Here is a 26,925-nt window from a genome sequence, read left to right as displayed (position 1 = left end):
AGACCCCCAAGCCGAGGAGGCTCACCGCCCGCCCCGGGGAATGTGGCATCCTGGAGAGGAAATCAACCACTATTGTCAAAAGCAACAAAGTTTCGAAAACAGCCTTTAATTAAGATGTAATCGTATCGTAAATTAATGTTGGAGCTGCTACAGTCTCAGCTGAGACCGCTATTGAAGAATAGATTCTCTCTTTAATATCCTCCACTTTTTCTTTGTTGCTGTGGATGGTTACTAACGACTCACCTTTTCTGACTGAGTCACCTATTTTCTTGTTTAATACGAGTCCGACTGCCAGATCAATAATTGACTCCTTCGTCGCTCTACCTGCCCCGAGAATCATGGCTGCAGTCCCAATTTCATCAGCAATAATTTCTGAAACATAACCGTCTTGTTTTGCCTCTACCTCAGAAATATATGTTGCTTGTGGTAACCTGTTTGGATTGTCCACAACCGAGTCATCACCACCCTGACTCCGCAAAAATGTCTTAAATGTCTCTAGGGCCTTACCGTTGTTCATTACTTCAATCAATAGTTCACGTGCGTGTTCTAGAGAGTCAGCTTTATTGGCTAAATAGACCATATAACTTCCAAGTACGAGACAAAGCTCCTCTAAATCCTTTGGCCCCTTACCCTGTAAAGTATCAATGGCTTCTTTTACTTCTAGTGCATTCCCAATCGCAAATCCTAGAGGTTGGCTCATATCTGATATAACGGCCATTGTTTTTCTACCTACATTGTTTCCTATTTCAACCATTGCTTTGGCTAGTACCTTTGCATCGTCTATATCCTTCATAAATGCACCAGCACCTGTTTTCACATCTAAAACAACAGCATCTGCACCAGCAGCAATTTTTTTGCTCATAATTGAGCTCGCAATTAGTGGAATCGAATTCACAGTTGCGGTTACGTCTCGAAGGGCATAAAGTTTTTTATCAGCTGGGGTGAGATTTCCGCTTTGTCCAATTACGGCGATTTTATTGCGATTCACTAACTCGACAAACTCTTCACTTGTGATTTCAACTGTAAATCCGGGAACCGCTTCCAATTTATCAATGGTTCCACCCGTATGTCCGAGACCTCTGCCCGACATCTTCGCAACAGGGACACCAACGGAAGCTACTAGTGGACCTAATACAAGTGTAGTTGTATCACCAACCCCACCAGTACTATGTTTATCAACCTTTATACCCTCAATCATTGAAAGATCAATTTGGTCCCCTGATTCCGCCATGGCCATCGTTAAATGAGCTCGTTCTTCACTATTCATATCTTGAAAATAAACAGCCATTGAAAAAGCACTCATTTGATAGTCAGGGATATCACCCTTTGTATACCCTTGGATAACATGTTGTATTTCTTCCTTCGTTAAGGAACCACCATCGCGTTTTTTTTGAATTAAATCAACCATTCTCAAATGTATTCACCCTTTTTATAGTAGATATTAGTTTAGATCATCATCTTAATACGACAAAAAGGGCTCCAAAAGAAAGCCCTTTATGAGTTAGACAGCAGAAACAAATTCTTTGACAAGTTCAATAAACTTCGGTTTTGCACGGTTCGCAACCTCTACCACTTGAGCATGAGTTAGTGGTTCAAGTTCTTCACCGATTGCCATATCCGTTACACATGAGATCCCTAATACCTTTAGTCCCATATGACTAGCTACGATAACCTCTGGAACAGTTGACATGCCAATCGTATCCGCTCCTAAATTACGGAGCATAATCAGCTCAGCCGGTGTCATATATGTTGGACCCGTAATACCTGCATATACACCTTGTTGAATTTTAAGATTGATTGTTTCGGCCACTTTCTTGGCTGTCTCTAAATAGGATGGAGTGTAAGCGCGACTCATATCTGGGAATCGTGGACCAAACTCGGATTCATTTGATCCAATCAGTGGGTTTGCTCCCGTCATGTTTAAATGGTCCTCAATTAACATTAAGTCTCCTGGTTCGAATGCTTTATTCATTCCACCACATGCATTTGTCACTACAATCGAATGTACACCTAAACCTTTCATCACTCGAACTGGAAACGTAACCTCTTGCATGGAGTAGCCTTCATAGAAGTGAAAACGTCCTTGCATGGCAATCACATTCTTGCCTTTTAGCTTGCCAATTACAAGCTTTCCAGCATGGCCTTCTACTGTTGAAACGGGAAAATTAGGGATATCACTATAGTCGATCTTTACTGCTTCTTCAATTTCATCAGCAAGCTCACCCAGACCTGAGCCTAAGATTAAACCAAATTCTGGTTTCATACCACTTGTTTGACCTTCAATATATTTCACTGCTTCCTTCATTTTTTCTAATAAGTTTTCCATAATTAGTTCCCTCCAATTTCTTTTACTGTCCCTTTAACAAGCGAAAGAAAACTTGATTTTGCCATATCCGTTGTTTCCATAACCTCATCATGTGTAAGTGGTTGATCCAGTATGCCTGCTGCCATGTTGGAAATACAAGATATTCCGAGTACCTTTAAGCCTGCATGCCTTGCAATGATAACCTCGGGTACTGTCGACATCCCGACTGCATCTCCACCTAATTTTCGAATCATCCGAATTTCTGCTGGTGTCTCATAAGAAGGTCCTGTATTTCCGAAGTAGACACCTTCTTGGATATCCAAACCTAACTTTCCAGCTACTGATTTTGCTTTATCTCTTAACTTTGGACAATAGGCAGCAGACATATCAGGGAAACGAACACCCAGTTCTGAATCATTTGGACCAATCAACGGATTTTGACTCATATTGTTAATATGATCCGTAATTATCATTAAATCTCCGGGTTTAAAAGTTGTATTCACACCTCCGGCAGCATTTGTAACGATGACCGTTTCAACACCAATTTCCTTCATTACTCTTACTGGAAAGGTTACTTTATGTAAACTGTAGCCTTCATAGAAATGAAATCTACCTTGCATCGCAACAACTTGAACACCTTCTAATTCCCCAATCACCAATTGTCCTGCATGTCCTTCGACTGTCGAAACAGGAAATTCAGGTATTTCATGATAAGGAATTTTAATTGGATTTACAATTTCATCAGCTAAAACTCCTAGTCCAGAGCCTAAGATTAACCCGATTCTAGGTGTAGATGTAAGTTTCTCTTTAATAAAGTTAGCTGACCGCTCAATCATCTCTTTTTCCAAAGTGATACCCCCTATTTTAACTCTTTCAAAAAGCTTGTTCCATGTTGTGGCAATGGAAGTTGAAAATTATCGGCAATCGTTGCACCAACGTCTGCAAATGTTGATCTTACGTTAAGCTGATCGACATTTTTTAAGCTTGGACTGTACACAAGGAGAGGAACATATTCTCTAGTGTGATCTGTTCCAGGAAAGGTAGGATCGTTTCCATGATCGGCAGTGAGAATAAGTAGGTCCTCGTCATTCAATTGCTTGAGTACCTCAGGTAGCCTTGTATCAAATTCTTCAAGTGCCTGCCCATAACCATCTGGGTCTCTACGATGTCCATATACTGCATCAAAATCAACTAAATTCAAAAAACTAAGTCCAGTAAAGTCCATCATTAAAGTTTCATTTAACTTGTCCATTCCATCCATATTAGACGTTGTTCGGAATGTTTTTGTTACGCCCTCACCATCATAAATGTCAGATATTTTACCGATTGCTAAAACATCAAGCTGTTGATCCGCCAACTCGTTCATAACGGTACGACCAAAAGGTTTTAGTGCGTAATCATGGCGGTTTGAAGTTCTCTTGAAGCTCCCTAGTTCACCAGTAAACGGACGTGCGATGATACGTCCTACCATATATTTTTCAACTAAAGTAATTTTTCTTGCATACTCACATATTGCATATTGTTCTTCAATCGGAATTATATCTTCGTGAGCCGCAATTTGCAGAACTGAATCAGCAGAAGTATACACAATAAGTGCACCTGTCTCTATATGTTGGCTACCTAATTCATCAAGAATCTCAGTTCCAGATGCAGGTTTATTTCCAATAATTTTTCTCCCTGAAAAATTTTCTAGATCTTGAATTAATTCGTTTGGAAACCCATCTGGGAAGGTTTTAAATGGTGTTTCAATATGAAGACCCATAAGCTCCCAGTGTCCAGTCATTGTATCCTTACCATTAGACGCTTCTTGCATTTTCGTGTAATAGGCAAGCGGGTGTTGTGCGACTGGAATGCCCTTTATTTCTTTTATATTACTTAAACCCAGCTTTGCCATATTTGGCATATGTAAGCCATTTCTATGTTGTGCGATATGCCCTAAAGTATCAGATCCAATATCATTGAATTCCACTGCATCAGGAGCTTCTCCGATACCAACTGAATCTAAAACGACTAAAAACACTCGTTTAAAAGGGTAATTTCTCAACGTATTATGAACCTCCTTTGTTTCTTTCATATTTTATGTACTATTCCCAATCAAGAATACAATTAATTTTTTTATTAGTAAAAAACATTCGTCAGAGGTCAGACAACTTAAAGTATATCGTTTGAATACCTTTTCATCAATCTATAAAACTATTTATCTTGAAAAAAAAAACTTAGCATTAGCCAAGTTGAAATTTACTATTATCTCCGCATCTTCAAGCTCGCGGATGAAAGGTCTTATATACATCTTTTAATCTAGCTTTTGTTACATGCGTATAGATTTGAGTTGTTGAGATATCAGCATGCCCCAACATTTCTTGAACAGCACGTAAATCCGCCCCATTTTCTAGTAAATGAGTAGCAAAAGAGTGCCGTAACGTATGAGGAGTTAACTCCTTCTTTATACCTGCTTGGTTTGTTAGCCCTTTTAAGATTTTCCAATATCCTTGTCTCGATAATCGATTACCGTGGTGGTTTAAAAATAAGGCATCAGACCCCTTCTTGCCCACTAAACTTCCTCGACTACTTGCCGTATAGGACTCTAGAGCAGTTGTTGCTGCTCGTCCAATTGGAATAATTCTCTCTTTATTTCCCTTTCCAATACAACGCAAAAAGCCCATTGTCAAATGAATATCCCCTAGATTCAATCCAACTAGCTCTGAGACACGAATTCCAGTTGCATATAAGACCTCCAGCATGGCCTTGTCCCTCATTCCAAAGGCAGTATCTAGCTGAGGTGTTTCAATTAATTGCTCCACTTCTTTCATAGAAAGGATTTTAGGCAATGTCCTTTCAGGCTTAGGTGTCTCAACATGGACAGAAGGATCATGAGAAACGGCTTTATCTCTTAATAAAAATTGGTGAAAGGAGCGAATAGAAGCAATATGCCTAGCAATGGTCCTTGAGGAAAGTCCAGACTCTTTTATATGTTTTAAAAATCTGAGAATATGTAGTCTTGTCACATCTTGGTAGGTTTGTAGATGCTCCATTTGAACCAAATACAGTTTATATTTTTTTAAATCTCGTTCATATGAAGAAATTGTGTTTAAAGCCAATCCTCGTTCTACAACCAAATAGTGTAGGAAATCCTGTAGTTGATCATCCAATTTGTTCTACTCCCCAAAATGATAAAATATCCACAAGCGGTCAAACAAGCTTTGTTCAGTTTCAGAAACCATTGAACTTACTTTAATTGCTGAACCCTCTGGCTCATCGTACCGATGGTAGTTTTGATACTCTTGATTTACCCATAGAAGTCCATAATAAAATAAAATTGTACATCCTGTAAATAATACAAACACCTTAATTGTATTAAAGACTAATTGAAACCAAGTTTTCACTTTTGTTTACCCCTTTCTGAGCACACATAACCTTTACAGAGATCGTAATATTCCCTATTAGAAGGTATGCCAGTTCGGACAAACTTTATACTTTAAAAAAGAAAAAACCTTTCTTAGGGTTGAAAGGTTTATTCCTCCGTTGCTTCTTCTTTATCATGACAACGATGACAAATTCCGTGAAACGTCAATCGATGGTCTTTAATAATAAAATTCCAATCACGCTCTACGATTACTTCAACATCCCCAAGTAAGTCATCCTGTATCTCATCAACAGCTCCACATTCCATACAAACAAGATGATGATGAAAATGTGCTGCACCCTCTTGTCTTAAGTCAAATCTAGAGACTCCGTCACCAAAGTTAATTTTATCAACTACCTTTAGTTCGGTTAAAAGCTCTAATGTCCGATAAACAGTAGCTAGTCCAATTTCAGGTGACTTTTCCTTAACGAGGAGGTAGACATCTTCAGCGCTTAAGTGGTCTTCCTCATGCTCAAGAAGCACTCTAACAGTCGCTTCACGTTGTGGAGTAAGTTTGTAACTAGATGAGAGCAAATGCTTCTTAATCCGATCAATGCGATTCTCCATGAATAATTTCCCTCCCTCGCCATTCACTACCTAATTATAGCAAATGAGAGGAAACTGTCAAAATAAAATCATTATTATTTAATAGAAAAGATATATAAATAAATTATTAAGTAAGAATTACTATTTACTAATAGTCTCTATTACTTGTTTCATAAGCATAGGCGAGCTATATGCCTCAAAGGCCGAAGCAACGGCAATACAACAGCAAATGATAACAGCGACACCTGTATACCTTGAGAAGATTTGCATAAAGCGAAGATTTGTCCTTTTCATCACGATCTGTCCTATTAACCTAAGTGAGAACGAAACCGCAATCGTTCCAATGATAATAAAGGCTGGAATAATGATTAGGTTTTGTGGCAAGACAGAGACAAAAGACAACAGAAATCCTTGCCACCCAAGCTGATTTACGAGGAATCCCACTGTAAAACCTACCACTACACCTTTTAAAAAAAGTAAGATTAAGATGATTGGCAGTCCGATAATGGAGATACCTAATATCCACATCAAACCGATATATTTAATATGATGTAAATAACTTTGTGCAAATAGTTCATTTGAATTAGCAAATTCTCCGTCCATAACTTGTCCGAAAAAACGACTCAAATAAAGATATAAATCCTGTTTCTGACTAATACTTAAACTATTTACCACAATAGCACCAAAAATAATCCCCATCATAAACAGGACAGTAATAAATAAATAGATCGAGGAATGCTCTTTTATATGTATCGAAATCATGTTTTTCAAGGTCTGTTTCTTCATCATTTCTCCCCCTAACTCAGGCTCTTACTTGATTTTATGAGAGATTTCCAAATGTATGACAGATTACTAGAGAAAATATTTCCAATGTAAATCGGATGTGATATACTCTCAGGAAAGTTTAGGAGTGTGACTTAGATGAATCCTATATTACTAGATTTTCCAAACGAGTTTACAACTGAGAGACTCTTGATTCGCTCGCCTTTGCCTGGAGATGGCAAAGCTGTACATGAGGCGATCATGGTCTCACGAGCGGAATTGAAGAAATGGTTGCCCTTTGCAGTTAACGATCAATCAATAAATCAGGTTGAAGAAAATATTCGTGAATCACATGTAAAGTTTCTAAAGAGAGAGGATTTAAGAATGCTAATCTTCCATAAAGAGACAGGAGAATTCATTGGATCAACTGGGTTGCACAGGATAGACTGGGACGTTCCAAGATTTGAAATTGGGTATTGGTTGGATACTAGACATGGTGGAAAAGGGTATATGATAGAGGCGGCTGTTGGACTTACTAGCTTTGCTTTTAATGAATTGAAAGCGAGACGAGTCGAGATACGGGTAGATACCAGAAATGTGAAAAGCCGTGCGATTCCAGAGAAGCTTGGCTTTGAACTGGAGGGTATCATTCGGAATGATGGCTTAGCAGTCGATGGTTCTGGTTTAAGAGATACATGTATTTATGGGAAGATTAAGTAGGTTACGTTTAAAGCTAAAAATGAATTCAGCAAAAAGACCTCCTCTCTTCTAAGCATTTGCTAAAGAAAAGAGGGGGTCTATTCATTTACAGCACTGAATTGGCTAAAACACATCAAAAACATCTACTTTTCCATACTTTCCTCCACCACCCGATTGAAAGGATAGTGTTCCGTTCCTTGCCTTAATAATAGACTCCGCTATTCCTTTAGTAAGGATCGAACGAAGTGTTTCTTCTGGGGCCTCGTGTAAGATGGCCATTTCCGTTTTAAAATAATCTCGAAGCTTTTCTAATGTCTTGGGCCCTAAGCCTGGAATAAATTCTAGTGGTACTTGGTGAATATATGGTGGGCGCACAACGGTTTCACCTGAGTTTGTTTTTAATTCCTGAAGGCGGTCATACACCCCTTTGACAATTTTTGTGCTGCCACACTCTGGGCAGGCTTCTTTTGTATTTTCTAGCATCGTTAAACATTTGTCACATGTTGTCTGGTGGTACTTGCCAAGCTTAGGATCTAATCCATAATTCGCAACAATGCCTCTTCCATTCTTCTTGTGGAGGGCTTTGCGGAACTCTTCAAAAGAGGGATATTCCATTTTAATCTTTTGATATTCACGTCCAATTTTCGGAAGCGAATGAGCATCAGAGTTTGTCACAAAGCTATATTGATGAAGCTCTTGAATTTGGTCTGCCATAAATGTATCTGAACTTAGCCCTAATTCAACCGCATCAATAAGAGTAGAATCAAATACTTCGCCTAAACTAGTCGTAACTCCTCTACCATATAAACTTTTATAGGGTGTGAAAATATGAGCAGGTATAAAAATCCCTTTTAGTTCATGAACCTTCTTTTGTAGATTCAGTCCAGTTTCATACATCCTTTGAGAGCTCAGCGTGATATTCTTCATTCGCTTTGACATCCAATCCGAAAACTCTATCATCGAGTGTATCGTTGGTAAATAGGCTAATACATGAATGGGACCTTTGCAATGTTCATCATAGATTTCAATTTCACTACCGAGTAATAAGGTTACTTTTTGAAAACGTAACCCGCCCTCTTCAAGCTCAACGACTTCTCCTGAAGCCACCATTGCCTGTAGCTCATTTAATACCTCGGGAACATGGCAATCAATCACTCCTACCATGTCCATCCCTTTTACTTCTGTTGATTCTAGTAAAATATTTTCGATCGTTAAGGACTTTGCACCTGTGATTTTAACCGGCTTACCTGTAGCAGTTCTGCCGATATGAATATGTAAGTCGACAAAATACTCTTCCATTACTTTGATTCAACTGCTTTTTTTAATTGAAGATACTGAACCGCATAAGCTGTCTTTGCGTCATAAATTCTTTTCTCATGGATGAGAGAAATTGCCTCATCTAATGTAAGTTCCATGACTTCTACAAATTCATCCTCGTCCAATTCTAGCTTATCTTCTTTTAACGTCAGACCCTCTGCCACATATAAATGGATAATTTCGTCTGCAAATCCTGGAGAAGTGTAAAAAGATAAGAGGTGTGTTAAGGTTTCACATTCATAGCCAGTTTCTTCTTCAAGCTCTCGTCTAGCCGTGAGTTCAGGTTCTTCTCCCTTTTCTAGCTTTCCTGCTGGGATTTCTACAAGTGTTCGTTCTAATGCTTTACGATATTGCTCAACCATTACTATTTTCCCATCATTCGTTAAAGGAATGACAGCAACAGCACCTGGATGTTTAATTATTTCACGCGTGCTTGTTTTTCCGTTAGGTAGGGAGACCTCTTCAAAAACTAGGTCAATGACTCTTCCTTCAAAAAGTGTCTTCGATGATAGCGTTTTTTCTTCGAAATTCTTCATTATATATTCTCCTCGTTCTATCATAGTCTATTCCTTCATACATTCTACCATAATTGTTTAGGGGGAATCTAAGTGCGAATCCACTTACATCAACAGGGGATCTCTATGGTAGGGAAAGCTTGGGAAATAAGAAAAAAGCTCCAGGAATACAGTCAGCTCTATGAAACTGTTGCTGATTGGATTGCAGACGAGAAATCTACTAAAAAAAAGAAAGTCAACAATATAATAACTTTCCCAATTAAAAAAAACAAATGAACCTAAGCTTTCGGTTCATTTGTATAGTTATTATCTGATTTCCGTTTTAAACACTGTTTCCATCTGCTTAATAAATACATCATGGTTCTCCGTAAAAGTTGCCATTTTATCACGATGTGCAACGGTTTTATAGCCTCTCGCATACGCTCCATAAGCTGTTAGAAAGTTACAAATGTCCGTGCAAACACCTGTTAAATGAACTTTGGATACATTGTGTGATTTCAGTTTTTCATCTAGTTCTGTTTGAAAAAAGGCATCGTATTCTGGCTTTCCTATGTATAGGACATTCGGATGATTTTGATTCACGTTAAACCATTCTTGTAGCTCACCAAAAAGCTCTTGCCCCCAGGTACCTTTTACGTTATGAGCTGGCCATAGCTCGAAATGGGCATCTTCCTCTTCATGTGCATCCATACACACGACTACGACTTGATCCCTATTTAAAAAATCGTTTGCTGATGCTATGATTGCAGACACAATATCCTGTGCTGGCTTTCCTACGGTTAAGTTGCCTTCACTAGAAACAAAATCATTACTCATATCAATAATTAAAAGGGCTTCACGGTTCATAAGAAATCCTCCTTTTTCTTTTAAGAATATCATTAACATTTTCTACATTACAACCAATTTGTTATGATAGTCATAAAGATAGGAGGAAATAACCTTGAATTATCGTCAAATTGGAAGCTCAGACTTATTGGTAAGTGAGATCGGTTTAGGATGTATGTCCTTAGGAACAGATGAGAAGAAGGCCAGGTCCATCATTGATGAAGCACTTGATTTAGGTGTGAACTACTTAGATACTGCGGACCTATATGATTTTGGAGTAAATGAAGAGATTGTAGGTAAGGCCATCAAGCAAAAACGGCAAAACATGATTCTAGCCACAAAGGTCGGAAACCGATGGGAAACGGGGCAAGAAGGATGGTCTTGGGACCCAAGCAAGCAATATATAAAGGAAGCTGTTAAAAAAAGCCTAAAAAAACTCCAAACAGATTATATTGATCTCTATCAGTTGCACGGTGGAACTATTGAAGACCATATTGATGAAACAATTCAAGCATTTGAGGAACTAAAGAGTGAGGGTGTAATCCGTTATTATGGTATATCTTCCATAAGACCAAATGTTATCCGTGAGTTTATGAAGAAATCCTCAATCATTAGTGTCATGATGCAATATAGTATTCTAGACCGCCGTCCTGAGGAAGTTATGCTTGAATGGCTAAATACTCAAAACATAAGTGTAATAGTACGAGGGCCATTAGCGAAAGGTTTACTTACAAATACATGGTCAGAAAGAATTCCTCCATCTGGGTATATGCATCTAACTAGGAATGAATTGGTTCAAGCCTTGCAGAACCTAAAAACCAATTTTACAAACAGATCAATACAAGAGTTAGCATTCAGGTATTGTCTTGCCAACCCAACAATAGCTGCTGTTATCCCAGGGGCTAGCAGCATTTCTCAAATTCGTGAAAACATTCACTCTGCCTTATCAACCCCACTTACAAAAGAGGAAGTCCATACGATCAAACGATTGGTTAAAGCAGATCTTTACCAAGAGCATCGCTAAAAAGGTGTTACATTACTTTATGTACCACCTTTTTCGTTCGCCTAGTAAATCTTTCCCTTCTTCTATACTTAAAACATATTTTAACACCTCCATTGAAATACTACCCTTAGAACTATTCATAAATGGAGGTTAGAACGTGACTAAAATGCCGTTGACATCAATAACGAGTGGGATTGGTATGGAGCTCTTACCAGATGTATATTGTTTTCCCGTCCAAATAGTAAATGTTTGCTTTATAGGATTTCCAGGTCGAAAGGAGTTTGTCTTAGTAGATGCAGGAATGCCGGATTCTGAAAAATTATTAATGAAAGGAATCAAAAAACGGTTCGGTGCGGATGCGGTTCTAAAAGCCATCATTCTAACACATGGGCATTTTGATCATGTTGGTGCACTTGAAGCTATTCTTGAAAAGTGGAATGTGCCTGTTTATGCTCATAAGCTAGAAGAACCATATTTAACAGGCCAAACTGATTATCCACCAGCAAATCCTGATGTACCGGGACTTGTGGCAAAGATGTCCCCGCGGTTCCCAAGGCATAGTATTGATATTAGCGGTCAACTTCAAATCCTTCCAGAAGATGGATCTATTCCTTGTCTCCCTGATTGGAAATACATTCACACACCGGGCCATACACCAGGTCATATTTCTTTATATCGTGAGCAGGATGAGGTTTTAATTGCAGGTGATGCGTTTGTAACAGTCGAACAGGAATCATTGTATGAAGTAATCACCCAAAAGCAAGAAATTCATGGACCTCCTGCCTATTTTACAATGGACTGGCTTCAAGCTTCTAGCTCGGTTAAAAAACTAGCCGCGTTAAAGCCAAAAGTAGCAATTACAGGTCACGGACTTCCAATGACAGATACAGAATTAGTCGAAAATCTTACTATACTAGCTGAGCAATTCGAAGAGACAGAAATTCCAGAGAATAGAAAATATGAAAATAGACACTAGAACTAACCTAGTGTCTATTTTACTCATATTTTTTCCAATCAAATGTGCTTTCATTTAAAAGCTCTTCGAAGGACTTATTTTTTTCGCGGAGACGTGCTTCTTCCCGCTTCTTTGATAGTTCAGCTTCTTGTTTTTGCTGTTCTTTCTCTTTTAAAAAGCGTTGCTTCTCTTTAAGCTTTTCAAATACGTCACCATTTAGACGATCCTTCAGTAATACCTTATCGTCTTCTTTTTTAGCTGGTTTTGGTTGAGTTTTTTTCTTCGCCATTCCTAATCCACCCTTTCAGATGAAATGATTATATCAAAGAAAGAGACTGGAGAATAGGCTAAAACGCATTTACTACGACATGTTCATCTACCAACAAAGTCGGCTCCGTCGATGCTTGAATGTCTTCAACCGTATACCCTGCAGCAACCTCGATTAGCTTTAAGCCTGCTTCTGTTATATCTATGACTGCTCGATCCGTAATGATACGATTCACTACCCCTTTTCCTGTTAAAGGCAGTGTACACTCATTAAGTATTTTGGGTTCCCCTTCACGATTCACATGATCCATGATTACAATGATACGTTGTGCACCATGAACTAGATCCATCGCACCACCCATGCCTTTAATCATCTTGCCTGGAATCATCCAGTTAGCAAGATCACCTTTTTCGGAAACCTCCATGCCACCTAAAATGGCAAGATTAATATGCCCACCACGAATCATAGCGAATGATTCAGCACTATTGAAGTAAGCAGCTCCTGGAATGGCTGTAACTGTTTCTTTACCTGCATTGATCAGATCTGGATCTACACCACTTTGGGTAGGATATGGTCCAATCCCGAGTAATCCATTCTCTGATTGAAGAACAACTTGCTTGTTGTCAGAAATAAAGTTTGCCACAAGCGTTGGTATGCCTATTCCTAAGTTTACATAGTAACCGTTTTCAATTTCCTTTTCAGCTCGTTTTGCGATTCGTTCACGTGAATTCATTTGTGCCATTTATTTGTCCCTCCTTCCTTATTTCTGAACAGTTAAACGTTCAATTCGTTTTTCTTGTTTCCCGACAATTAGGCTCTGAACATAAATACTAGGTGTATGGATCTGTTCAGGTGGCAGCTCCCCTATTTCATAAAGCTCCTCCACTTCAGCAATCGTGACCTTACCTGCAGCAGCTATCATGGGGTTAAAGTTTTGTGCTGTTTTGCTGTAGATCAAGTTCCCCATTTTATCTGCTTTCCAGGCTCTTACCAAACTAAAGTCTGCAGTATAAGCTTCTTCTAGTAAATATTCTTTTCCATTAAAGATTCGAGTTTCTTTGCCTTCAGCAACCTGCGTACCGACTCCTGCTGGCGTATAAAATGCAGGGATTCCTGCTCCGCCTGCTCGGATTTTTTCCGCAAGTGTTCCTTGAGGCACGAGTTCAACCTCGACTTCACCTGAGAGAACTTGACGTTCGAATTCTTTGTTTTCCCCAACATATGAACCAATCATCTTCTTAATTTGCTTGTTTCTAAGAAGCAAACCAAGACCCCAATCATCAACTCCACAGTTATTCGAGATTACCGTTAAATCCTTTACCTTTGACTCTACTAGGGCCAGAATTAAGTTTTCCGGAATTCCACATAATCCAAATCCACCAACCATGATCGTTGCCCCATCTTTTATTTCCTTTACGGCTTCTGTAAAAGAAGTAAATAGTTGCTTCATGCTTTTCACCTCTCCTTTTTTTGTAAACGCTTACTGATTTTATTAAACATTTTCAACTATAGTTGCGACCCCTTGACCTCCACCGATACAAAGTGTAGCTAAGCCTGTCTTCGCATTACGCTTTTTCATTTCATGAATTAACGTTACTAGAATTCTAGTTCCGCTAGCACCAATTGGATGCCCTAACGCGATAGCTCCACCATTTACATTTAAAATATCTTTATTAAATTGAAGTTCACGGTCAACTGCTAGAGATTGTGCTGCAAAGGCTTCGTTGGCTTCAATTAATTCAATATCTTCTAATGAAAGACTCGCTTTCTCCAATACTTTCTTTACGGCAGGAACTGGTCCAATTCCCATTGTAGACGGGTCAACTCCTGCTGATGCATTAGCTTTAATAATAACAAGTGGTTTAATTCCTAGTGCATCTGCTTTTTCCTTGCTCATCACAATAACTACTGCAGCTCCATCATTTATTCCAGAAGCATTACCAGCTGTTACAGAGCCTTCTTTCTTGAATGCTGGACGTAATCCACCAAGTTTCTCTTGGGTTGAATTCGGCTTTGGGTATTCATCTGTATCGAAAAGAATCGTTTCTTTTCTTGTTTTAATTTCAACAGGAACGATTTCATCCTTAAAAGCACCTGCTTGTATCGCCGCGACTGCTTTTTGCTGACTTAATGCGGCAAAAGCATCCTGCTCTTCTCTCGTCAGTTCGTATTTATCACATAGGTTTTCGGCTGTAATCCCCATATGGTAATCATTAAATGCACACCATAGCCCGTCGTGAACCATGCTATCTTTTAGCTTTTGATCACCCATTTTAAAGCCGTCTCTTGCTCCTTGAAGCAAATATGGTGCTTGACTCATGTTCTCCATTCCACCAGCTACTACCACTTCCGCGTCTCCAGAAAGGATGGCTTGAGTCGCAAGGTGAACTGCTTTCAACCCGGAACCACATACTTTATTAATCGTCATTGATGGTGTTTCAACTGGAAGTCCAGCTTCAATTGCCGCTTGTCTTGCAGGGTTTTGTCCTAAGCCTGCTTGAAGTACATTCCCCATGATTACTTCATCTACTTGATCGGCTGTTAAGCCAGCACGTGATAATGCTTCTTTAATCACAATAGCCCCTAAACTTGTCGCTTTTACTGTTGCTAATGCCCCACTAAAACTACCAATCGGGGTACGTACTGCACTAACGATGACAACTTCTCTTGAATTCATTTGTAGAAATCCTCCTTCAAAAACATAGATAATACATAAATACTTCTAGTAAAGTTGCAAAATCCCTTTTAAATTGTCAATTTTTCTATTATTCTTGCTTTTTTGTTTCTACATTTTATAGAATGATAGGTAGATGGACTGCTTGAGACGGAGGGATTATATTGAATTTGCCAAAAGAAGTGACAATCATTGAAGTGGGTCCAAGAGACGGATTACAAAACGATAAAAGCTTGGTACCCACAGATGTGAAAATACAATTTATCCAAGCATTAAAAGCGGCAGGTATTAAGGAAATGGAGTTAACTTCATTTGTTTCGCCGAAATGGGTCCCTCAAATGAGCGATGCGATGGAAATTGTGAACGCTATAGAAGATTTAGCCCGGAATATCGTTTTGACTCCAAATAGAAAAGGTGTGGATCGTGCACTTGAAGCAGGATGCGCAGCAGTAGCCGTATTCGTTGGGGTTAGTAATACGTTTAATCAAAAGAATATTAATAAAACGACCGCTGAAAGCTTAGCAGAATTAGGTCCTATTATCTCTGAGTTAAAAGAAAAGAATGTATTTGTTCGTGCCTGTATCTCCACTTCCTTTTATTGTCCGTATGAAGGGAAAATCAAGGTAGAAGAAGTTGTTAAACTGTGTGCTGCTTTTGTTGATTTCGGTGTGGATGAATTAAGTGTAGCCGATACAATTGGGATGGCAAATCCGATTGAAAGCTATGAGCTTTTTTCAAGGCTGAGAGAACAGTTTCCTAAAACACTTCTTACAGCTCATTTTCATGACACACGTGGAATGGCCATCGCAAATGTTTTCGCTGCCCTACAAGCTGGAATTACGCGTTTTGATACTTCTGCTGGAGGACTTGGCGGATGTCCATTCGCTAAAGGAGCCACTGGCAACGTGTCGACCGAAGACGTCGTGTTCATGCTTCATCAAATGGGAATTGAAACTGGGATTAGTTTATCTGGAGTGAAAAAAGCGGTTGATATAATTCGCCCACACATATCAGGGCACATTGATAGTAAGTACGATAGAATTCAGCTAGCCAATAAGTGATTGACTCGTTCTTTTTGTGAGAAGTATTGGGGATATTACAAAAAAACTGGTGATACTCTTAAAAGAGATCATCAGTTTTTCAATTGAAGTGATTGATTTAGCTTTCTTGTGTTTTCAGCTTTTCTTTTACGCTCTCTACTACTGTTCTCCAGATGGATGGATCTGACGTAATTCTCTGCATGAAAGAAAGGAACATCGATTGTTGCTTTTCGTGAAATTTTGGTGAAACGGCAGCAGGTAATTCAGTTCGTAAGGTTTTGACCATGTCCTCCACCTCATTAGACCTGGGTCCCCAAACAGCAGTTTCGTTCCCCTGTTTGTCAAAAAAGATAAATCTTGGAATGGCTCGAGAAGTCCCGTTCGTTAAGTATTGATCCATTAGCTCCAAGTTCTCATCGCGTATGAGGAAACGCAATTCTATGTTACTAACCTCTGCAATTTTTTGAATGATTGGCACACATAATGCAGCATCCCCACACCAATCTGCAGTTAATACAATTCCTCGCCAATTTCGAGCAGTGACCTCTTTAAAAGATTCTAAATCGTTTTCAGTAAATCGTAATCCATCATATACACGAGTGAATTCTTGACCGTTGACCTGCATACTCGCACGATATTGTTCAAAAGTCATCCCTTTTTCATACCAAGCTTGTAATGACACAATCATTCCCCCTTTTATATATTAAGCAGAAAAATACTTAACATAAAGCCAAATGCCAATCCCTGAAGCAACCAAGAGAACAAGATAAATAAGGATAAGTCTTGTCATATTTCCTTTTGTTGATGAACTATAGTCAGCTTCCTTATCCCTTGATAATAAAATAGTTCCAATCACTCCTGCAACAAGTATAAGTGTACCAATTGCTGATAAGAAAATAACCACTTGTATCCACCTCGCATTTGAAACACCTAATATGTCTCAATTCTAAACCATTTTCCCATAATTTTGTAGTATTAAGGCTTACTAAACATTGAATCCACTTCTTTTAAGGAGTTTACTCATTTTTTTAAGAACTATATGGTAAAATAAAAGGAGTAATTTCTACTGCTTCAAGGAGGATAATATGAGAAAACTAATCATTAGTCTCGGTCTAATTTTTATTTACGTCATTACGATGGGCTTATTCTTCAGTAACCGAATCATGTACATTAAGAAAAAATCAGATGAACAGATTTTTAATCGGGAAATCAATGAGAATAGATTTAGCTTGCCAGATTATGAAGCACTACATAAATTGGACATTACGATCCCTTCTCAATTTGAGTATGAAATAAAAGGCTCTTTTATTCCGGCTAAAGTCGAAACAAATAAGTTCATCATTATTTGCCATGGTGTCACGATGAACAGAATTAACTCCATTAAGTATATGTACCTCTTTCACAACCGGGATTGGAATGTTATCATGTATGATCACCGTAGACATGGTGAATCCGGTGGAAACACAACGAGCTATGGCCATTATGAAAAATTCGACTTACATGCAGTGGTGCATTGGACAAAGGAAACATTTGGTGAAGACATCACACTTGGCATACACGGTGAATCAATGGGTGCTGTCACGACACTTCTTTATGCAGGGATGCTAGAAGATGGTGCTGATTTCTATATTGCAGATTGCCCTTTCTCTGATTTTGAAGAGCAGCTTGCTTACCTACTGAAAAAGGATTTTAAGTTACCGAAGCAAGTTGTCCTTCCATTTGGAAGCACGTTTATAAAGATGAGAGACAAATACACAATAAAAGATGTCTCCCCTATTTCATGTGTTCAAAATATAAAGAGCCCGGTTTTATTTATTCATAGCAAGGATGACGATTATATTCTTCCGAGTATGTCAAAACAGCTTTACGATAAAAAAATGGGACCAAAAAAACTCGTCATCGCACCAAAGGGTTCTCATGCTTATTCACTTGGGGAAAACCCAGAGCTATACGAAGAAGTCATTGATGATTTTTTACATGATTTTGTAGAGAAACAGTGAATAAAGAAGCAAAGTATGTATTTACAAGTAATTGAACGGAGTGAACTTATGACTAAAGCTAAAGCTAAAAGCGGTACAGGTAGAGGAACAGACAAAAAGGGCTGGAAAAGATGGCAAGCTAGCGCCAACAAAGCAAAGAGCTTCAAGCCATACACAAGTAAAGGTGTTAAAGCCGCAAAGAAAACAGGCGGTCCTAATGATGACAAAACCTAATAAAATATATCTAATTGGATCAAAAGCAGATTCCCTTTCATAGGAATCTGCTTTTATTTTTCATTTCATCCTTCGTTAGCTAATTAGGTTATTGAACTTTCTTTTTAAAAGAAGTTATAGTTAACTGTTCTGTTACTCTAGTTTCGCCTGTTTTTAAGAATCCACTTTTTCCATAAAGATTAACTGCTGGTGCATTCTTAGAACCAGTTGATACGATGATTGTTTCCATGCCTTCCTCACTGTCTTCAATGAACTCCAAAAGCTTTTTGGCAATTCCTTTTCTAAAATGCTGGGTATGCACCATTAAACGATGTATATCTATATCAGCCTTGTCTACTTTTATTGAAATGACTCCTCTTAATTCTTCCTTTACGCAATAGCCGTAGGAGGTTTCTCCACACTCTGTCAACTTGTCAACTGTATCTTGTAACGGGGGTATTTCATAAAAGTCAATTAATTCCGCTTCTACTTCATAAGAAGGTATCTGTATGTTTAATATCTCTTGGGCCATTCTAGGATTTGTAATATCAATCTCCTTAATATGAATATCACCCTTTTCAACTCTTTCATGTTTTTGCATCTGTGTTATTTTGAAATAAAACTCATCCTAGGATTTAGCATTTGATTGGGACTTTTGAGCTGGTAACACCAATATTGAGGCAAGAAATCTATGGTCATTTTTTCGTCGAAAAAAACTAATTTTGTACGATCTATCCAAACCTGTACATAGTTCGTCTCAACCTCAATATCCAGATTCCCGACTTCTTCAATTTGCCATAATGCTGCTACCCCGCTTACCACACAACCACAGCCTTCTGTATCGTACATGAGCTTTAGCTTTTTATTCGGATGTAAAACGCTCTCAAGCTGTTTCATCGCTCCTGTTGTAAAAGTAATCTCCATAGTTTTTCTCCTTTTAAAAATCGAGTACCTTTAGAGGGTGTTCAAAAAGTCCGGCAAAAATAGCTTCAAATTTCTTCGTCAGCTCGTCTCTCCGCTCCTCACGTATACAAAACATACGCTCCGGTGCTCAAGACTTCGCTTCCTCGAACTTCTTTGCTCTTTTTGTCCTCCTTTTTGAACAGACTCCTTTAGCATACCATATTCCACTTTAGGTCATTAATTCTGCTCATCTTTACCATCTGCAAACTTAGTAACAGAACGTCGATACATGCATATTTTAACAACAGGAAATCAAAAGAGGTGATATTCCGATGCCCGCTAGTAAAGGAAGCGAATATATAGACCGGATTAACCGCCTACAATCAAACGTATGGGTTGATGGCGAAAAGGTAACGGGTAACATATCTGAGCACCCTGCTTTTAAAGGTATCATGCAAAGCCAAGCCAAGCTTTATGATTTACAAGGACATCCAAATTACAAGAATAGGTTAACGTACTCCTCTCCACTCACGGGAAACTCAGTAGGTGCATCCTATTTAATTCCAAAGTCAAAGGAAGAGTTAGAGTTTAGAAGAATGATGATCAAGGAATGGGCAAAACAGTCAGCTGGTTTATTGGGTAGATCACCTGATTATATGAACACAGCCTTGATGACGTTTGCTGCTTCTAAGGAACTGTTTGGAAGTCACAATCAAAAATGGGAGCAAAATGTTTGGAATTTTTATGAAATGGCTCGTGAACAAGACTTATCATTTACTCATTCTTTTGTGAATCCTCAGGTCAATCGTTCCTCTTTTTATTTCACTGAATTAGAGGATGAAATTATAGCGGCTCAAGTGGTTGATCAGCATGAAGAAGGTATGGTTATAAAGGGTGCCAGACTCCTAGCTACACAAGGTGGTATTACGGATGAGATTATTGTCTTTCCATCTGGTGGTGGCTTGTATAGCAACTCGTTAGCCTATGCTTTCTCCATTCCTAGTAACACCCCTGGATTAAAATTCATTTGTCGAGAGCCATACTCCTACAGTACCTCTAGTTTTGACCATCCTTTAGCCTCTAGGTTTGATGAAGTTGATACGATGGTTGTATTTGATAATGTGGTCGTTCCATGGAATCGAGTATTTTTTCATGACGATTTAAGTCTTGCTGGGAAGCTTTATTCAGAGAGCAGCTTCTTTCCGCTCGTCCTACACCAGGTAACCATTAGGAGATGGACAAAGCTTGAGTTTCTGCTTGGCCTTGCTCATTTACTTGTTGAAACGATTCAAATTCAAGAATATGAGCATGTTCAGGGTAAAATCAGTGAAATCATTATTAGTCTTGAAACGATAAAAGCCTTAATCGAGTCCTCTGAATTGAATGCAAAGCATGATCAGTTTGGAACATGGGTGCCTGCTTTAAACCCTTTATATGTAGCTGCAACAACTTTTCCAGCTATTTACCCGAGAGTCGTTGAAATCATTCAACTTTTAGGCGCTAGTGGACTTGCAACCATTCCAACAGAAAATGACTTTTCTTCTAGTATAAGACCTGACCTTGATCAATACCTTCATTCAGCTACCCTACCTGCAATGGAAAGGGTAAGGCTGTACCGATTAGCTTGGGATTTTTGCATGAGTGCGTTTGGTTCTAGACAAACTTTATATGAACGTTTTTTCTTTGGAGATCCTATTAGGCTTCAGAGTAACCTATTTAAGAAATATGAATGTGTTCAATTCAAAGCTTGTGTTACTGATTTTTTAACGAAAAATGATCAATAACTAGTTGGAAAACACCCATTTTCTCATTTACTGTGTATCTGTCCATACCAAGACTAGCTCCCACACATATGGTAATAGTGGATAATACAAAAGGTATTATCAAAAAAATTAACTAAAAGGGAGTTGTTAGTATGGGTTACGGATATGGAAATAACCAAGGTGGTTATGGTTACGGTGGTGGTTACGGTGGTGGTTACGGTGGTGGCTACGGTGGTGGCTATGGCGGTGGCTACGGTGCAGGTAAAGGTTTCGCGTTAATCGTAGTATTGTTTATTCTTTTAATTATTGTTGGTGCAGCTTACCTTAACTAATTAAGCACTGAAAAGTAACCGTTATGATGTTTGCCTCCTTTATTGACCAGCTTCTCGGCTTGAAGCTGGTCAATATTTTTTATGCTAGGATTGCGCTACATAAGAAAATCGTTCCAATGTTTGAATTATCATCCATTTCCCTATACTATTATGAAGATACCTTATAGAGGAGATGTTGATATGTCAAAAGTACAAATCAAAGTATTTAATAATGGTCCTTTTCGTGTAACAGGGGACGTAGAACTAATTGATGCAGACGGAAATGTGTTTGAAGCGAAGCCTGCATTTTCGTTATGTCGTTGTGGCAAGTCGTCCAAATTGCCATATTGTGATGGCACACATAAAGGCCAATTTGAGTCCTGTGTTCGGGCTGAAAAAGTCTTGGACGAATGATAAAAAAGAAGCATTGGAATTATTCCAGTGCTTCTTTTTCATAGACCTTAATTTGAAAATTGGCTATTTCATTATCACTTTCTGCTGTCATACTAACGTTCCAGTTACCCGCGGTTTCCAACATGATTGGACTTAGTTCAAACAGGCTCTTCGTCCCTGATTTTTCATGAACCAAGGTCGAAAACTCGTTATTAATAGATGTTAGCTCAAGTGGAAAGTCATATTCCTTCCCTTCCTCGTCTTTTACGTTTACTTTTAGTTCCCTAGCATTGTGATTTTCCCATGTAACGAACAACAAGCTTGTTTCTTCTCCCAAACGATAAATTTGCGTTTCATTCTGAATGTAACCCACCTTTTCAAGATCACCGTCTACAAAATAGCCCTCACCATTCATTTCTAGTCGAATAAAGGGTGGAGTATAGGTTACATAGCTATATACCCCGAATCCGAATAGCAATACACCAACTAAGGTTAATCCGCCTACCAATCTCTTGAATCCCTTCTCTGTGAAGCTAGACATAAAATCAACATAGGTATAATATCGATCAATCATAAATAGTAGTAGGGCAGTTAATAAGAAAACGATTCCTGTTATCATATGCGCCATGGAAAAATCCCCCTTTACTTTCTTATACGTTCCAACAATGAAAACATTTCAAATTATTCTAATAATATCTTTCTGATTTTTGGTTTAGGCGAACAATCCTGTCTACCTGAAACACCTAAACGATGTGACAAATAGTAACCATTCAATCGAAAGATTACCGACTTTTTACCTATATAAATTCAAAAAGGCACTCATTCATGAGCACCTTATGGTCTAGTTATATATTCTTTTATAATAGATTTACAGCAGAAGATAATGCCTGTTGTGAAACAGCTAACGACAATCGTGATCGAGAATAATTGAAGAGTGATAATGAACCGAAAAAAATGTCCACGCTAGCCAAAAATACGATTCTTTCATTTTCTCCATTCACTTTCTCTGCCTTCCATTGAACTACCCCCACTTAAAACGTCAACTGGAGGATATACTTAACTAGCTCCATTTTGTCCTAATTAGAATATATGGGAGATATGTCCAACTAGAACAAGGTTTCAATCCGAGAAAGAAAATTGGTGAAATTATCTCATTCATCTTGTGTTATGTACTTCATTCCTTCTATACTTACTATATACTTATTTAAAAGGAGTTTGATAACGATGATTGTAAAAGTAATCAAGCCTGTGTTCGCTGAAGCGGCTAGTCAATTAGTTCATACAACAAATGATTTTTCTGGAACGATTCTTCTAAAGAAAGAGCATTGGGTAGTCGATGCGAAAAGTCTTCTAGGAATTCTTGCTTTGTCCTTGCAACCAGGCCAAGAGGTTGAAATTTCTGCTGAGGAAAATCCAGAAGCAGTTGACGCTTTAGTAGCACTTGGACTTTTTGAAAAGAAGTAATCTTAATTCGATTTTTCGTTCTAAAAAGCTAGGGTACTTCCCTAGCTTTTTTGCCGTTTTTAATAACCATTGTTTATTAATACATAACATAAATCTCTTAGTGTCCCATATACTAGTCCGTGTATATTTTTAAAAAAGAGGGTTTTATTTATGATTATTATTCATGTAAAAAAAACAGTTTTCCAATTCTTTACCTATGGGATCATCGGTTCAATGAATGCACTAATCGACATTGGCTCATTGAACCTTTTGCTTTTCCTTCTTCCAACTACAAGTTCAACTTTGCTTCTCCTTTTTAACACAATTGCTTTTACAATAGCTGCTGTGAATAGTTACTTTTTAAATTCCAGGCTAACATTCCGCCATCAACAAGGGAACGGTGATTCTGTTCAATTACTGTTATTCACTATTCAAGCTATTTCATGTCTATTGATTAGTAACATCGTCTTCATTGAATCGATTCGAATCCTCCAATTGTTCATACATCCGTCTTTTCTTGTGCATAATATAAGTAAAATGTTATCCATGATTTTGTCTTCGTCCGCTAGCTTTATTTTCTTAAAGTATTTTGTTTTTAACAACCAAAAAAGATCGCTACTCCCATTACGAAGTAGCGATCGGCATAGTCAATAAGTTAATTAAGCTGCGACATCCCTTTTAGCAAACACGAAAAATGAGAGTAATTGGAAGACTACATAGTATACGATCAACATGACAATCGAGAACGAAAGTGTCATTCCGTCCACTGGAGGGACTCCATCAAAGTATACATTTAAATCCGTGTTGGCAAATAAGAAATATTTGGCCCATTCGAACTTACTCGCAAGTAACATTGTTGCGGTTCCTCCCATTAATAGAAGGAAAAGAGAGATGCCGATTGCCAGTGAATTGTTACGGAATACGGCCGAGATCATAAAGGCCATCGTTGCGACCATTAACACATCAATCGAACTTAATAGGTATTGTACAATTAAATGGAGCACGATATTTCGTTCCACCACTTCTCCATCCATGAAGGCCAAATGAGGTACTTCATTTGTAGGAAGACCGAATAATACAAGTCCTACTACGGCTGACAAAGTAAAGATTATCGCTAGTAGTAATCCTCCAAATAGAAGAACAGTTATATATTTGGACAACAATATTTTTGAACGACTCAACGGCCTAATCAGGAGCAATTTAATGGTTCCCCATGAAAACTCGGATGAAACGATTCCAGCTGCTATAATGATTGTAAATAGTCCAACAAACGTAATGAGACCTTGTGCTTCACGGACAAATGACCACACATTTTGTTCTGTTTGAGGTGGGATATCATTTCTGATTCGATACTCTTTAATAGCAATTTCTCTTTCGTAAAACATTTTCAATCCGGCATTCATTTGATCGGTTTGCTCTATTGCTGCCCGTTCCTCGATAAGCTGTGCTTCAAGTTCCTGCTTCCATTCAGTGTTTTCTCCGGGAGGGTTTTGATTCTCATCGTATTTCATAAACGCCCCAACTGCCAGAACTCCTAGAGCTAGTATGACTAGCATCACAATTGTTCCCGTTCTTCTAAACACCTTTACCCATTCATTAATAATTAAATTACCCATTCATTTTCCCCTCCTATTCTGCTGTTATTTCTAAGAAACGGTCTTCTAATGTTTTTGAAACTGGCTTAGCGCTGTAAACAGCCACCTCTGAAGCTATCAATCTCTTTATAATGTTTGGAACATCCTCTCTTTTACACCCAATCGTAAAGCCTGAATCCACTAAATTTGCATCCCAGTCCTTCTTCAGCCAGACTGCAGACTCACCTAAAGAGTCTGTTTCAAATGTATAAACAAGTTCAGCATTGTTAACAAACTCATTTACATTCTGTACCTCAATTAGTTCTCCCTTTTGAATAATGGCAATGCGGTCACACATCATTTCCATTTCAGAAAGAAGATGACTGGATACGATCACACTCATTCCTCTTTCACGGGTGAGCATTCTTAAATGATCTCTGATCTCTCTAATTCCAGCTGGATCCAACCCATTTGTTGGTTCATCTAGAATGAGTAGTTTGGGATCGTGTAATAGGCATTGTGCAAGCCCTAGGCGTTGTCTCATTCCAAGAGAGTAGGTTCTAACTTTATCGTGAATACGATCCGTTAACCCGACTAGTTCAACTACTTCAGTTATCTTTTCTTTTGATATACCTTTTTGCATTCGTGCATATTGTAAAAGGTTTTGATACCCACTTAAAAATTTATACATCTCAGGATTTTCAACAATGGCACCTATTTGCCCAATTGCTTCCTCAAAATTCTTCTTCACACTTTTTCCACAAACGATGATATCTCCTTCAGTAATTCCGATTAAGCCCACTATCATGCGGATGGTCGTTGTTTTTCCCGCTCCGTTCGGCCCAAGAAAGCCAAAGACCTCCCCTTCCTGTACCGAAAAACTTAAACCATTGATAATGTTCTTCCCTTTAATTGTTTTCTTAACATTCTCTAATGATAGAACTGATTTCATTTATTCTCCCCCCTCCACTTTTTGTACGGTCTGCTTGAACCACTGTAGAACAGAAAGTCCCTGCTCTTCTCTTAAATCTTCTACTTTTTCATGACCAATGATAGATCCATAATAAATGGCGATTGCTTCATCAAGTAACGGTTCAATTTCATTAATTTCATGGGTGGCAATAATTAAGATTTGATTCTCAAAATCGATATATTGAAGCAAGCTTTTCACAATGGAGTCTCTTACCATAGGATCTAAGCCAGAAAATGGTTCATCCAGTAGTAGAACTTCTGCATCTCTTGCCAGTGTTGTAACAAGCTTTAACCGTCCACGGTTCCCTTTTGATAGGGATTTCACTTTTTTAGTTGGCTCTAATTTCAATTCTTTGAGAAGTATATCTGCTCTCTCACGGTTGAAATCTGAAAACTGACTGTCCACGTAATCTATCGTCTCCAAGACAGTAAATGTATCATAAAACATATCCAATTCTGTTAGATAGGCAACGGATTCACTGGTTTTCCTTGTGACTGTTTGTTCATTCATAGTAACTGTCCCGCTATCTGGGAACACCAAGCCTGTAATGAGCTTTAGTGTCGTTGATTTACCACTTCCGTTAGGACCCAGTAGACCGTAAATCCGACCCTTTTTAAAGGTTAAATCAATGTTCTTCAATGCATAGTCTTTTCCGTATCTCTTCACTACATTTTGCATTTGAATGGTCATTTTTGGTCCCCTTCCAGATATTGTTGGAGCCTAATCATCATTTGGTCTCTTGAAATCCCAACCTCCTCCATTTTTTGAACAAAGGTTGCCATAACTTCAGTTTGTAAAGAATGTCTCATCTCTTCCATGAGACCCGGGTTTTCAACGACAAATGTTCCTTGCCCTCTTCTTGTTTCCACAATGTTCACCCTTTCTAACTCACTGTATGTTCTTTGGATCGTGTTTGGATTGACACCCATTTGAACAGCCATTTCACGTACAGATGGCAATTTCTCCCCAAACTTTTGGTGACCCCGAACAATATTAATCACGATTCGATCAAAGATTTGCATATAGATCGGTTTAGAGGATTGAAATTCTTCAGTCATGTT

General features: G+C 38.4%; 36 protein-coding genes. 12 read left to right on the top strand and 24 right to left on the bottom strand.

Features of this window, described 5'->3' with window-relative positions; genetic code table 11:
- Positions 1-109: 109 nt before the first annotated feature.
- The 8 genes from ACOI1C_RS04595 to spoIIM form a co-directional block, all read right to left on the bottom strand.
- Positions 110-1,414, bottom strand: coding sequence for a pyrimidine-nucleoside phosphorylase (locus ACOI1C_RS04595; RefSeq protein WP_422508444.1), 1,305 nt, complete (start codon positions 1,412-1,414; stop codon positions 110-112).
- A gap of 87 nt (positions 1,415-1,501) precedes the next feature.
- Positions 1,502-2,326, bottom strand: a complete 825-nt coding sequence (locus ACOI1C_RS04590; RefSeq protein WP_422508443.1) for a purine-nucleoside phosphorylase — start codon at positions 2,324-2,326, stop codon at positions 1,502-1,504.
- Positions 2,327-2,328: 2 nt separating this feature from the next.
- Positions 2,329-3,153 carry a purine-nucleoside phosphorylase gene (locus ACOI1C_RS04585; RefSeq protein ID WP_422508441.1) on the bottom strand — a complete coding sequence of 275 codons (825 nt, stop codon included), beginning with the start codon at positions 3,151-3,153 and terminating at the stop codon, positions 2,329-2,331.
- A gap of 11 nt (positions 3,154-3,164) precedes the next feature.
- On the bottom strand, positions 3,165-4,349 hold the full coding sequence (gene deoB, locus ACOI1C_RS04580; RefSeq protein ID WP_422508440.1) for a phosphopentomutase: 1,185 nt from the start codon (positions 4,347-4,349) through the stop codon (positions 3,165-3,167).
- Between the two features lie 214 nt (positions 4,350-4,563).
- Positions 4,564-5,454: a site-specific tyrosine recombinase XerD gene (xerD, locus tag ACOI1C_RS04575; protein ID WP_422508439.1), complete on the bottom strand. Its 891-nt coding sequence runs from the start codon at positions 5,452-5,454 to the stop codon at positions 4,564-4,566.
- Between the two features lie 6 nt (positions 5,455-5,460).
- Positions 5,461-5,688 (bottom strand): YqzK family protein, encoded by a 228-nt coding sequence (locus ACOI1C_RS04570; protein WP_422508438.1) that lies wholly within the window; start codon positions 5,686-5,688, stop codon positions 5,461-5,463.
- Positions 5,689-5,816: 128 nt separating this feature from the next.
- Positions 5,817-6,275, bottom strand: coding sequence for a Fur family transcriptional regulator (locus ACOI1C_RS04565; protein WP_422508437.1), 459 nt, complete (start codon positions 6,273-6,275; stop codon positions 5,817-5,819).
- Between the two features lie 120 nt (positions 6,276-6,395).
- Entirely contained in the window at positions 6,396-7,040 is a 645-nt protein-coding gene (gene spoIIM / locus ACOI1C_RS04560) for a stage II sporulation protein M (RefSeq protein WP_422508436.1), read from the bottom strand.
- A gap of 135 nt (positions 7,041-7,175) precedes the next feature.
- Between spoIIM and ACOI1C_RS04555 the strand changes: the two genes are divergently transcribed.
- A complete protein-coding gene (locus ACOI1C_RS04555; protein ID WP_422508435.1) occupies positions 7,176-7,736 on the top strand; it encodes a GNAT family N-acetyltransferase in 561 nt (186 codons plus the stop codon).
- A gap of 102 nt (positions 7,737-7,838) precedes the next feature.
- On the opposite strand, the gene ACOI1C_RS04550 is transcribed toward ACOI1C_RS04555, so the two are convergent.
- Positions 7,839-9,014: an endonuclease Q family protein gene (locus ACOI1C_RS04550; RefSeq protein ID WP_422508434.1), complete on the bottom strand. Its 1,176-nt coding sequence runs from the start codon at positions 9,012-9,014 to the stop codon at positions 7,839-7,841.
- A complete protein-coding gene (locus ACOI1C_RS04545) occupies positions 9,014-9,568 on the bottom strand; it encodes an NUDIX domain-containing protein (protein ID WP_422508432.1) in 555 nt (184 codons plus the stop codon). The genes ACOI1C_RS04550 and ACOI1C_RS04545 overlap by 1 nt, the downstream gene beginning before the upstream one ends.
- A gap of 72 nt (positions 9,569-9,640) precedes the next feature.
- On the opposite strand from ACOI1C_RS04545, the gene mciZ reads away from it, so the two are divergent.
- Positions 9,641-9,823 carry a Z-ring formation inhibitor MciZ gene (gene mciZ, locus ACOI1C_RS04540; RefSeq protein WP_422508430.1) on the top strand — a complete coding sequence of 61 codons (183 nt, stop codon included), beginning with the start codon at positions 9,641-9,643 and terminating at the stop codon, positions 9,821-9,823.
- Between the two features lie 30 nt (positions 9,824-9,853).
- On the opposite strand, the gene ACOI1C_RS04535 is transcribed toward mciZ, so the two are convergent.
- Positions 9,854-10,393 carry a cysteine hydrolase family protein gene (locus ACOI1C_RS04535; RefSeq protein WP_422508428.1) on the bottom strand — a complete coding sequence of 180 codons (540 nt, stop codon included), beginning with the start codon at positions 10,391-10,393 and terminating at the stop codon, positions 9,854-9,856.
- Positions 10,394-10,487: 94 nt separating this feature from the next.
- Between ACOI1C_RS04535 and ACOI1C_RS04530 the strand changes: the two genes are divergently transcribed.
- Both ACOI1C_RS04530 and ACOI1C_RS04525 read left to right on the top strand, forming a co-directional pair.
- On the top strand, positions 10,488-11,396 hold the full coding sequence (locus ACOI1C_RS04530) for an aldo/keto reductase (RefSeq protein ID WP_422508426.1): 909 nt from the start codon (positions 10,488-10,490) through the stop codon (positions 11,394-11,396).
- Between the two features lie 145 nt (positions 11,397-11,541).
- Entirely contained in the window at positions 11,542-12,351 is an 810-nt protein-coding gene (locus ACOI1C_RS04525) for an MBL fold metallo-hydrolase (RefSeq protein ID WP_422508770.1), read from the top strand.
- Between the two features lie 19 nt (positions 12,352-12,370).
- Here the strand turns inward: ACOI1C_RS04525 and ACOI1C_RS04520 are convergent, their stop codons facing one another.
- The 4 genes from ACOI1C_RS04520 to ACOI1C_RS04505 are packed head-to-tail and all read right to left on the bottom strand — an operon-like array spanning position 12,371 to position 15,275.
- A complete protein-coding gene (locus ACOI1C_RS04520; protein ID WP_422508424.1) occupies positions 12,371-12,619 on the bottom strand; it encodes a YqkE family protein in 249 nt (82 codons plus the stop codon).
- 58 nt (positions 12,620-12,677) lie between these two features.
- Positions 12,678-13,340, bottom strand: coding sequence for a CoA transferase subunit B (locus ACOI1C_RS04515; protein ID WP_422508422.1), 663 nt, complete (start codon positions 13,338-13,340; stop codon positions 12,678-12,680).
- 18 nt (positions 13,341-13,358) lie between these two features.
- Positions 13,359-14,048: a CoA transferase subunit A gene (locus ACOI1C_RS04510; protein WP_422508420.1), complete on the bottom strand. Its 690-nt coding sequence runs from the start codon at positions 14,046-14,048 to the stop codon at positions 13,359-13,361.
- A gap of 42 nt (positions 14,049-14,090) precedes the next feature.
- The gene (locus ACOI1C_RS04505) at positions 14,091-15,275 is read right to left on the bottom strand and encodes an acetyl-CoA C-acetyltransferase (protein WP_422508418.1); all 1,185 of its coding nucleotides are present in this window, start codon (positions 15,273-15,275) and stop codon (positions 14,091-14,093) included.
- A 155-nt stretch (positions 15,276-15,430) separates the two neighbouring features.
- Here ACOI1C_RS04505 and ACOI1C_RS04500 point away from each other — a divergent pair, with 155 nt between their 5' ends.
- On the top strand, positions 15,431-16,333 hold the full coding sequence (locus ACOI1C_RS04500) for a hydroxymethylglutaryl-CoA lyase (RefSeq protein ID WP_422508768.1): 903 nt from the start codon (positions 15,431-15,433) through the stop codon (positions 16,331-16,333).
- A gap of 97 nt (positions 16,334-16,430) precedes the next feature.
- Here the strand turns inward: ACOI1C_RS04500 and ACOI1C_RS04495 are convergent, their stop codons facing one another.
- Both ACOI1C_RS04495 and ACOI1C_RS04490 read right to left on the bottom strand, forming a co-directional pair.
- A complete protein-coding gene (locus ACOI1C_RS04495; protein ID WP_422508416.1) occupies positions 16,431-17,000 on the bottom strand; it encodes a thioredoxin family protein in 570 nt (189 codons plus the stop codon).
- Positions 17,001-17,015: 15 nt separating this feature from the next.
- Positions 17,016-17,216, bottom strand: a complete 201-nt coding sequence (locus tag ACOI1C_RS04490) for a hypothetical protein (protein WP_422508414.1) — start codon at positions 17,214-17,216, stop codon at positions 17,016-17,018.
- Between the two features lie 181 nt (positions 17,217-17,397).
- Between ACOI1C_RS04490 and ACOI1C_RS04485 the strand changes: the two genes are divergently transcribed.
- Together ACOI1C_RS04485 and ACOI1C_RS04480 are read left to right on the top strand one after the other, a co-directional pair.
- Positions 17,398-18,312, top strand: coding sequence for an alpha/beta hydrolase (locus ACOI1C_RS04485; RefSeq protein ID WP_422508412.1), 915 nt, complete (start codon positions 17,398-17,400; stop codon positions 18,310-18,312).
- 48 nt (positions 18,313-18,360) lie between these two features.
- On the top strand, positions 18,361-18,525 hold the full coding sequence (locus ACOI1C_RS04480; RefSeq protein ID WP_422508410.1) for a DUF3934 domain-containing protein: 165 nt from the start codon (positions 18,361-18,363) through the stop codon (positions 18,523-18,525).
- A gap of 88 nt (positions 18,526-18,613) precedes the next feature.
- Here ACOI1C_RS04480 and ACOI1C_RS04475 read toward each other — a convergent pair whose 3' ends face one another.
- A complete protein-coding gene (locus ACOI1C_RS04475) occupies positions 18,614-19,105 on the bottom strand; it encodes a GNAT family N-acetyltransferase (RefSeq protein ID WP_422508408.1) in 492 nt (163 codons plus the stop codon).
- 5 nt (positions 19,106-19,110) lie between these two features.
- On the bottom strand, positions 19,111-19,428 hold the full coding sequence (locus ACOI1C_RS04470) for an iron-sulfur cluster biosynthesis family protein (protein WP_422508406.1): 318 nt from the start codon (positions 19,426-19,428) through the stop codon (positions 19,111-19,113).
- Between the two features lie 311 nt (positions 19,429-19,739).
- Between ACOI1C_RS04470 and hpaB the strand changes: the two genes are divergently transcribed.
- The 3 genes from hpaB (at position 19,740) to ACOI1C_RS04455 (ending at position 21,895) form a co-directional block, all read left to right on the top strand.
- Positions 19,740-21,191, top strand: a complete 1,452-nt coding sequence (gene hpaB, locus ACOI1C_RS04465) for a 4-hydroxyphenylacetate 3-monooxygenase, oxygenase component (RefSeq protein ID WP_422508404.1) — start codon at positions 19,740-19,742, stop codon at positions 21,189-21,191.
- 131 nt (positions 21,192-21,322) lie between these two features.
- Positions 21,323-21,502 carry a sporulation protein YjcZ gene (yjcZ, locus tag ACOI1C_RS04460; RefSeq protein ID WP_422508402.1) on the top strand — a complete coding sequence of 60 codons (180 nt, stop codon included), beginning with the start codon at positions 21,323-21,325 and terminating at the stop codon, positions 21,500-21,502.
- A 180-nt stretch (positions 21,503-21,682) separates the two neighbouring features.
- Positions 21,683-21,895 (top strand): CDGSH iron-sulfur domain-containing protein, encoded by a 213-nt coding sequence (locus tag ACOI1C_RS04455; RefSeq protein ID WP_422508400.1) that lies wholly within the window; start codon positions 21,683-21,685, stop codon positions 21,893-21,895.
- Between the two features lie 19 nt (positions 21,896-21,914).
- Here the strand turns inward: ACOI1C_RS04455 and ACOI1C_RS04450 are convergent, their stop codons facing one another.
- On the bottom strand, positions 21,915-22,502 hold the full coding sequence (locus ACOI1C_RS04450) for a hypothetical protein (RefSeq protein WP_422508398.1): 588 nt from the start codon (positions 22,500-22,502) through the stop codon (positions 21,915-21,917).
- A 596-nt stretch (positions 22,503-23,098) separates the two neighbouring features.
- On the opposite strand from ACOI1C_RS04450, the gene ACOI1C_RS04445 reads away from it, so the two are divergent.
- Entirely contained in the window at positions 23,099-23,338 is a 240-nt protein-coding gene (locus ACOI1C_RS04445) for an HPr family phosphocarrier protein (protein WP_422508396.1), read from the top strand.
- 150 nt (positions 23,339-23,488) lie between these two features.
- Positions 23,489-23,971 carry a GtrA family protein gene (locus tag ACOI1C_RS04440; protein WP_422508394.1) on the top strand — a complete coding sequence of 161 codons (483 nt, stop codon included), beginning with the start codon at positions 23,489-23,491 and terminating at the stop codon, positions 23,969-23,971.
- Positions 23,972-23,976: 5 nt separating this feature from the next.
- Here the strand turns inward: ACOI1C_RS04440 and ACOI1C_RS04435 are convergent, their stop codons facing one another.
- From ACOI1C_RS04435 to ACOI1C_RS04420, 4 genes are read right to left on the bottom strand one after another with little or no spacing between them, the layout of a single operon-like run.
- Positions 23,977-24,933 carry an ABC transporter permease gene (locus ACOI1C_RS04435; RefSeq protein ID WP_422508392.1) on the bottom strand — a complete coding sequence of 319 codons (957 nt, stop codon included), beginning with the start codon at positions 24,931-24,933 and terminating at the stop codon, positions 23,977-23,979.
- A 13-nt stretch (positions 24,934-24,946) separates the two neighbouring features.
- Positions 24,947-25,843 (bottom strand): ABC transporter ATP-binding protein, encoded by an 897-nt coding sequence (locus tag ACOI1C_RS04430; RefSeq protein ID WP_422508390.1) that lies wholly within the window; start codon positions 25,841-25,843, stop codon positions 24,947-24,949.
- Positions 25,844-26,554 (bottom strand): ABC transporter ATP-binding protein, encoded by a 711-nt coding sequence (locus tag ACOI1C_RS04425; RefSeq protein ID WP_422508388.1) that lies wholly within the window; start codon positions 26,552-26,554, stop codon positions 25,844-25,846.
- On the bottom strand, positions 26,551-26,922 hold the full coding sequence (locus tag ACOI1C_RS04420; RefSeq protein WP_422508387.1) for a GntR family transcriptional regulator: 372 nt from the start codon (positions 26,920-26,922) through the stop codon (positions 26,551-26,553). The genes ACOI1C_RS04425 and ACOI1C_RS04420 overlap by 4 nt, the downstream gene beginning before the upstream one ends.
- Positions 26,923-26,925 lie beyond the last annotated feature (3 nt).

The sequence above is a fragment of the Bacillus sp. DJP31 genome, assembly GCF_049310945.1.
Taxonomy (GTDB): domain Bacteria; phylum Bacillota; class Bacilli; order Bacillales; family SA4; genus Bacillus_BS.
The sequence above is the reverse complement of the archived record's forward strand: the minus strand, read 5'-3'. Positions and strand labels throughout refer to the sequence as shown.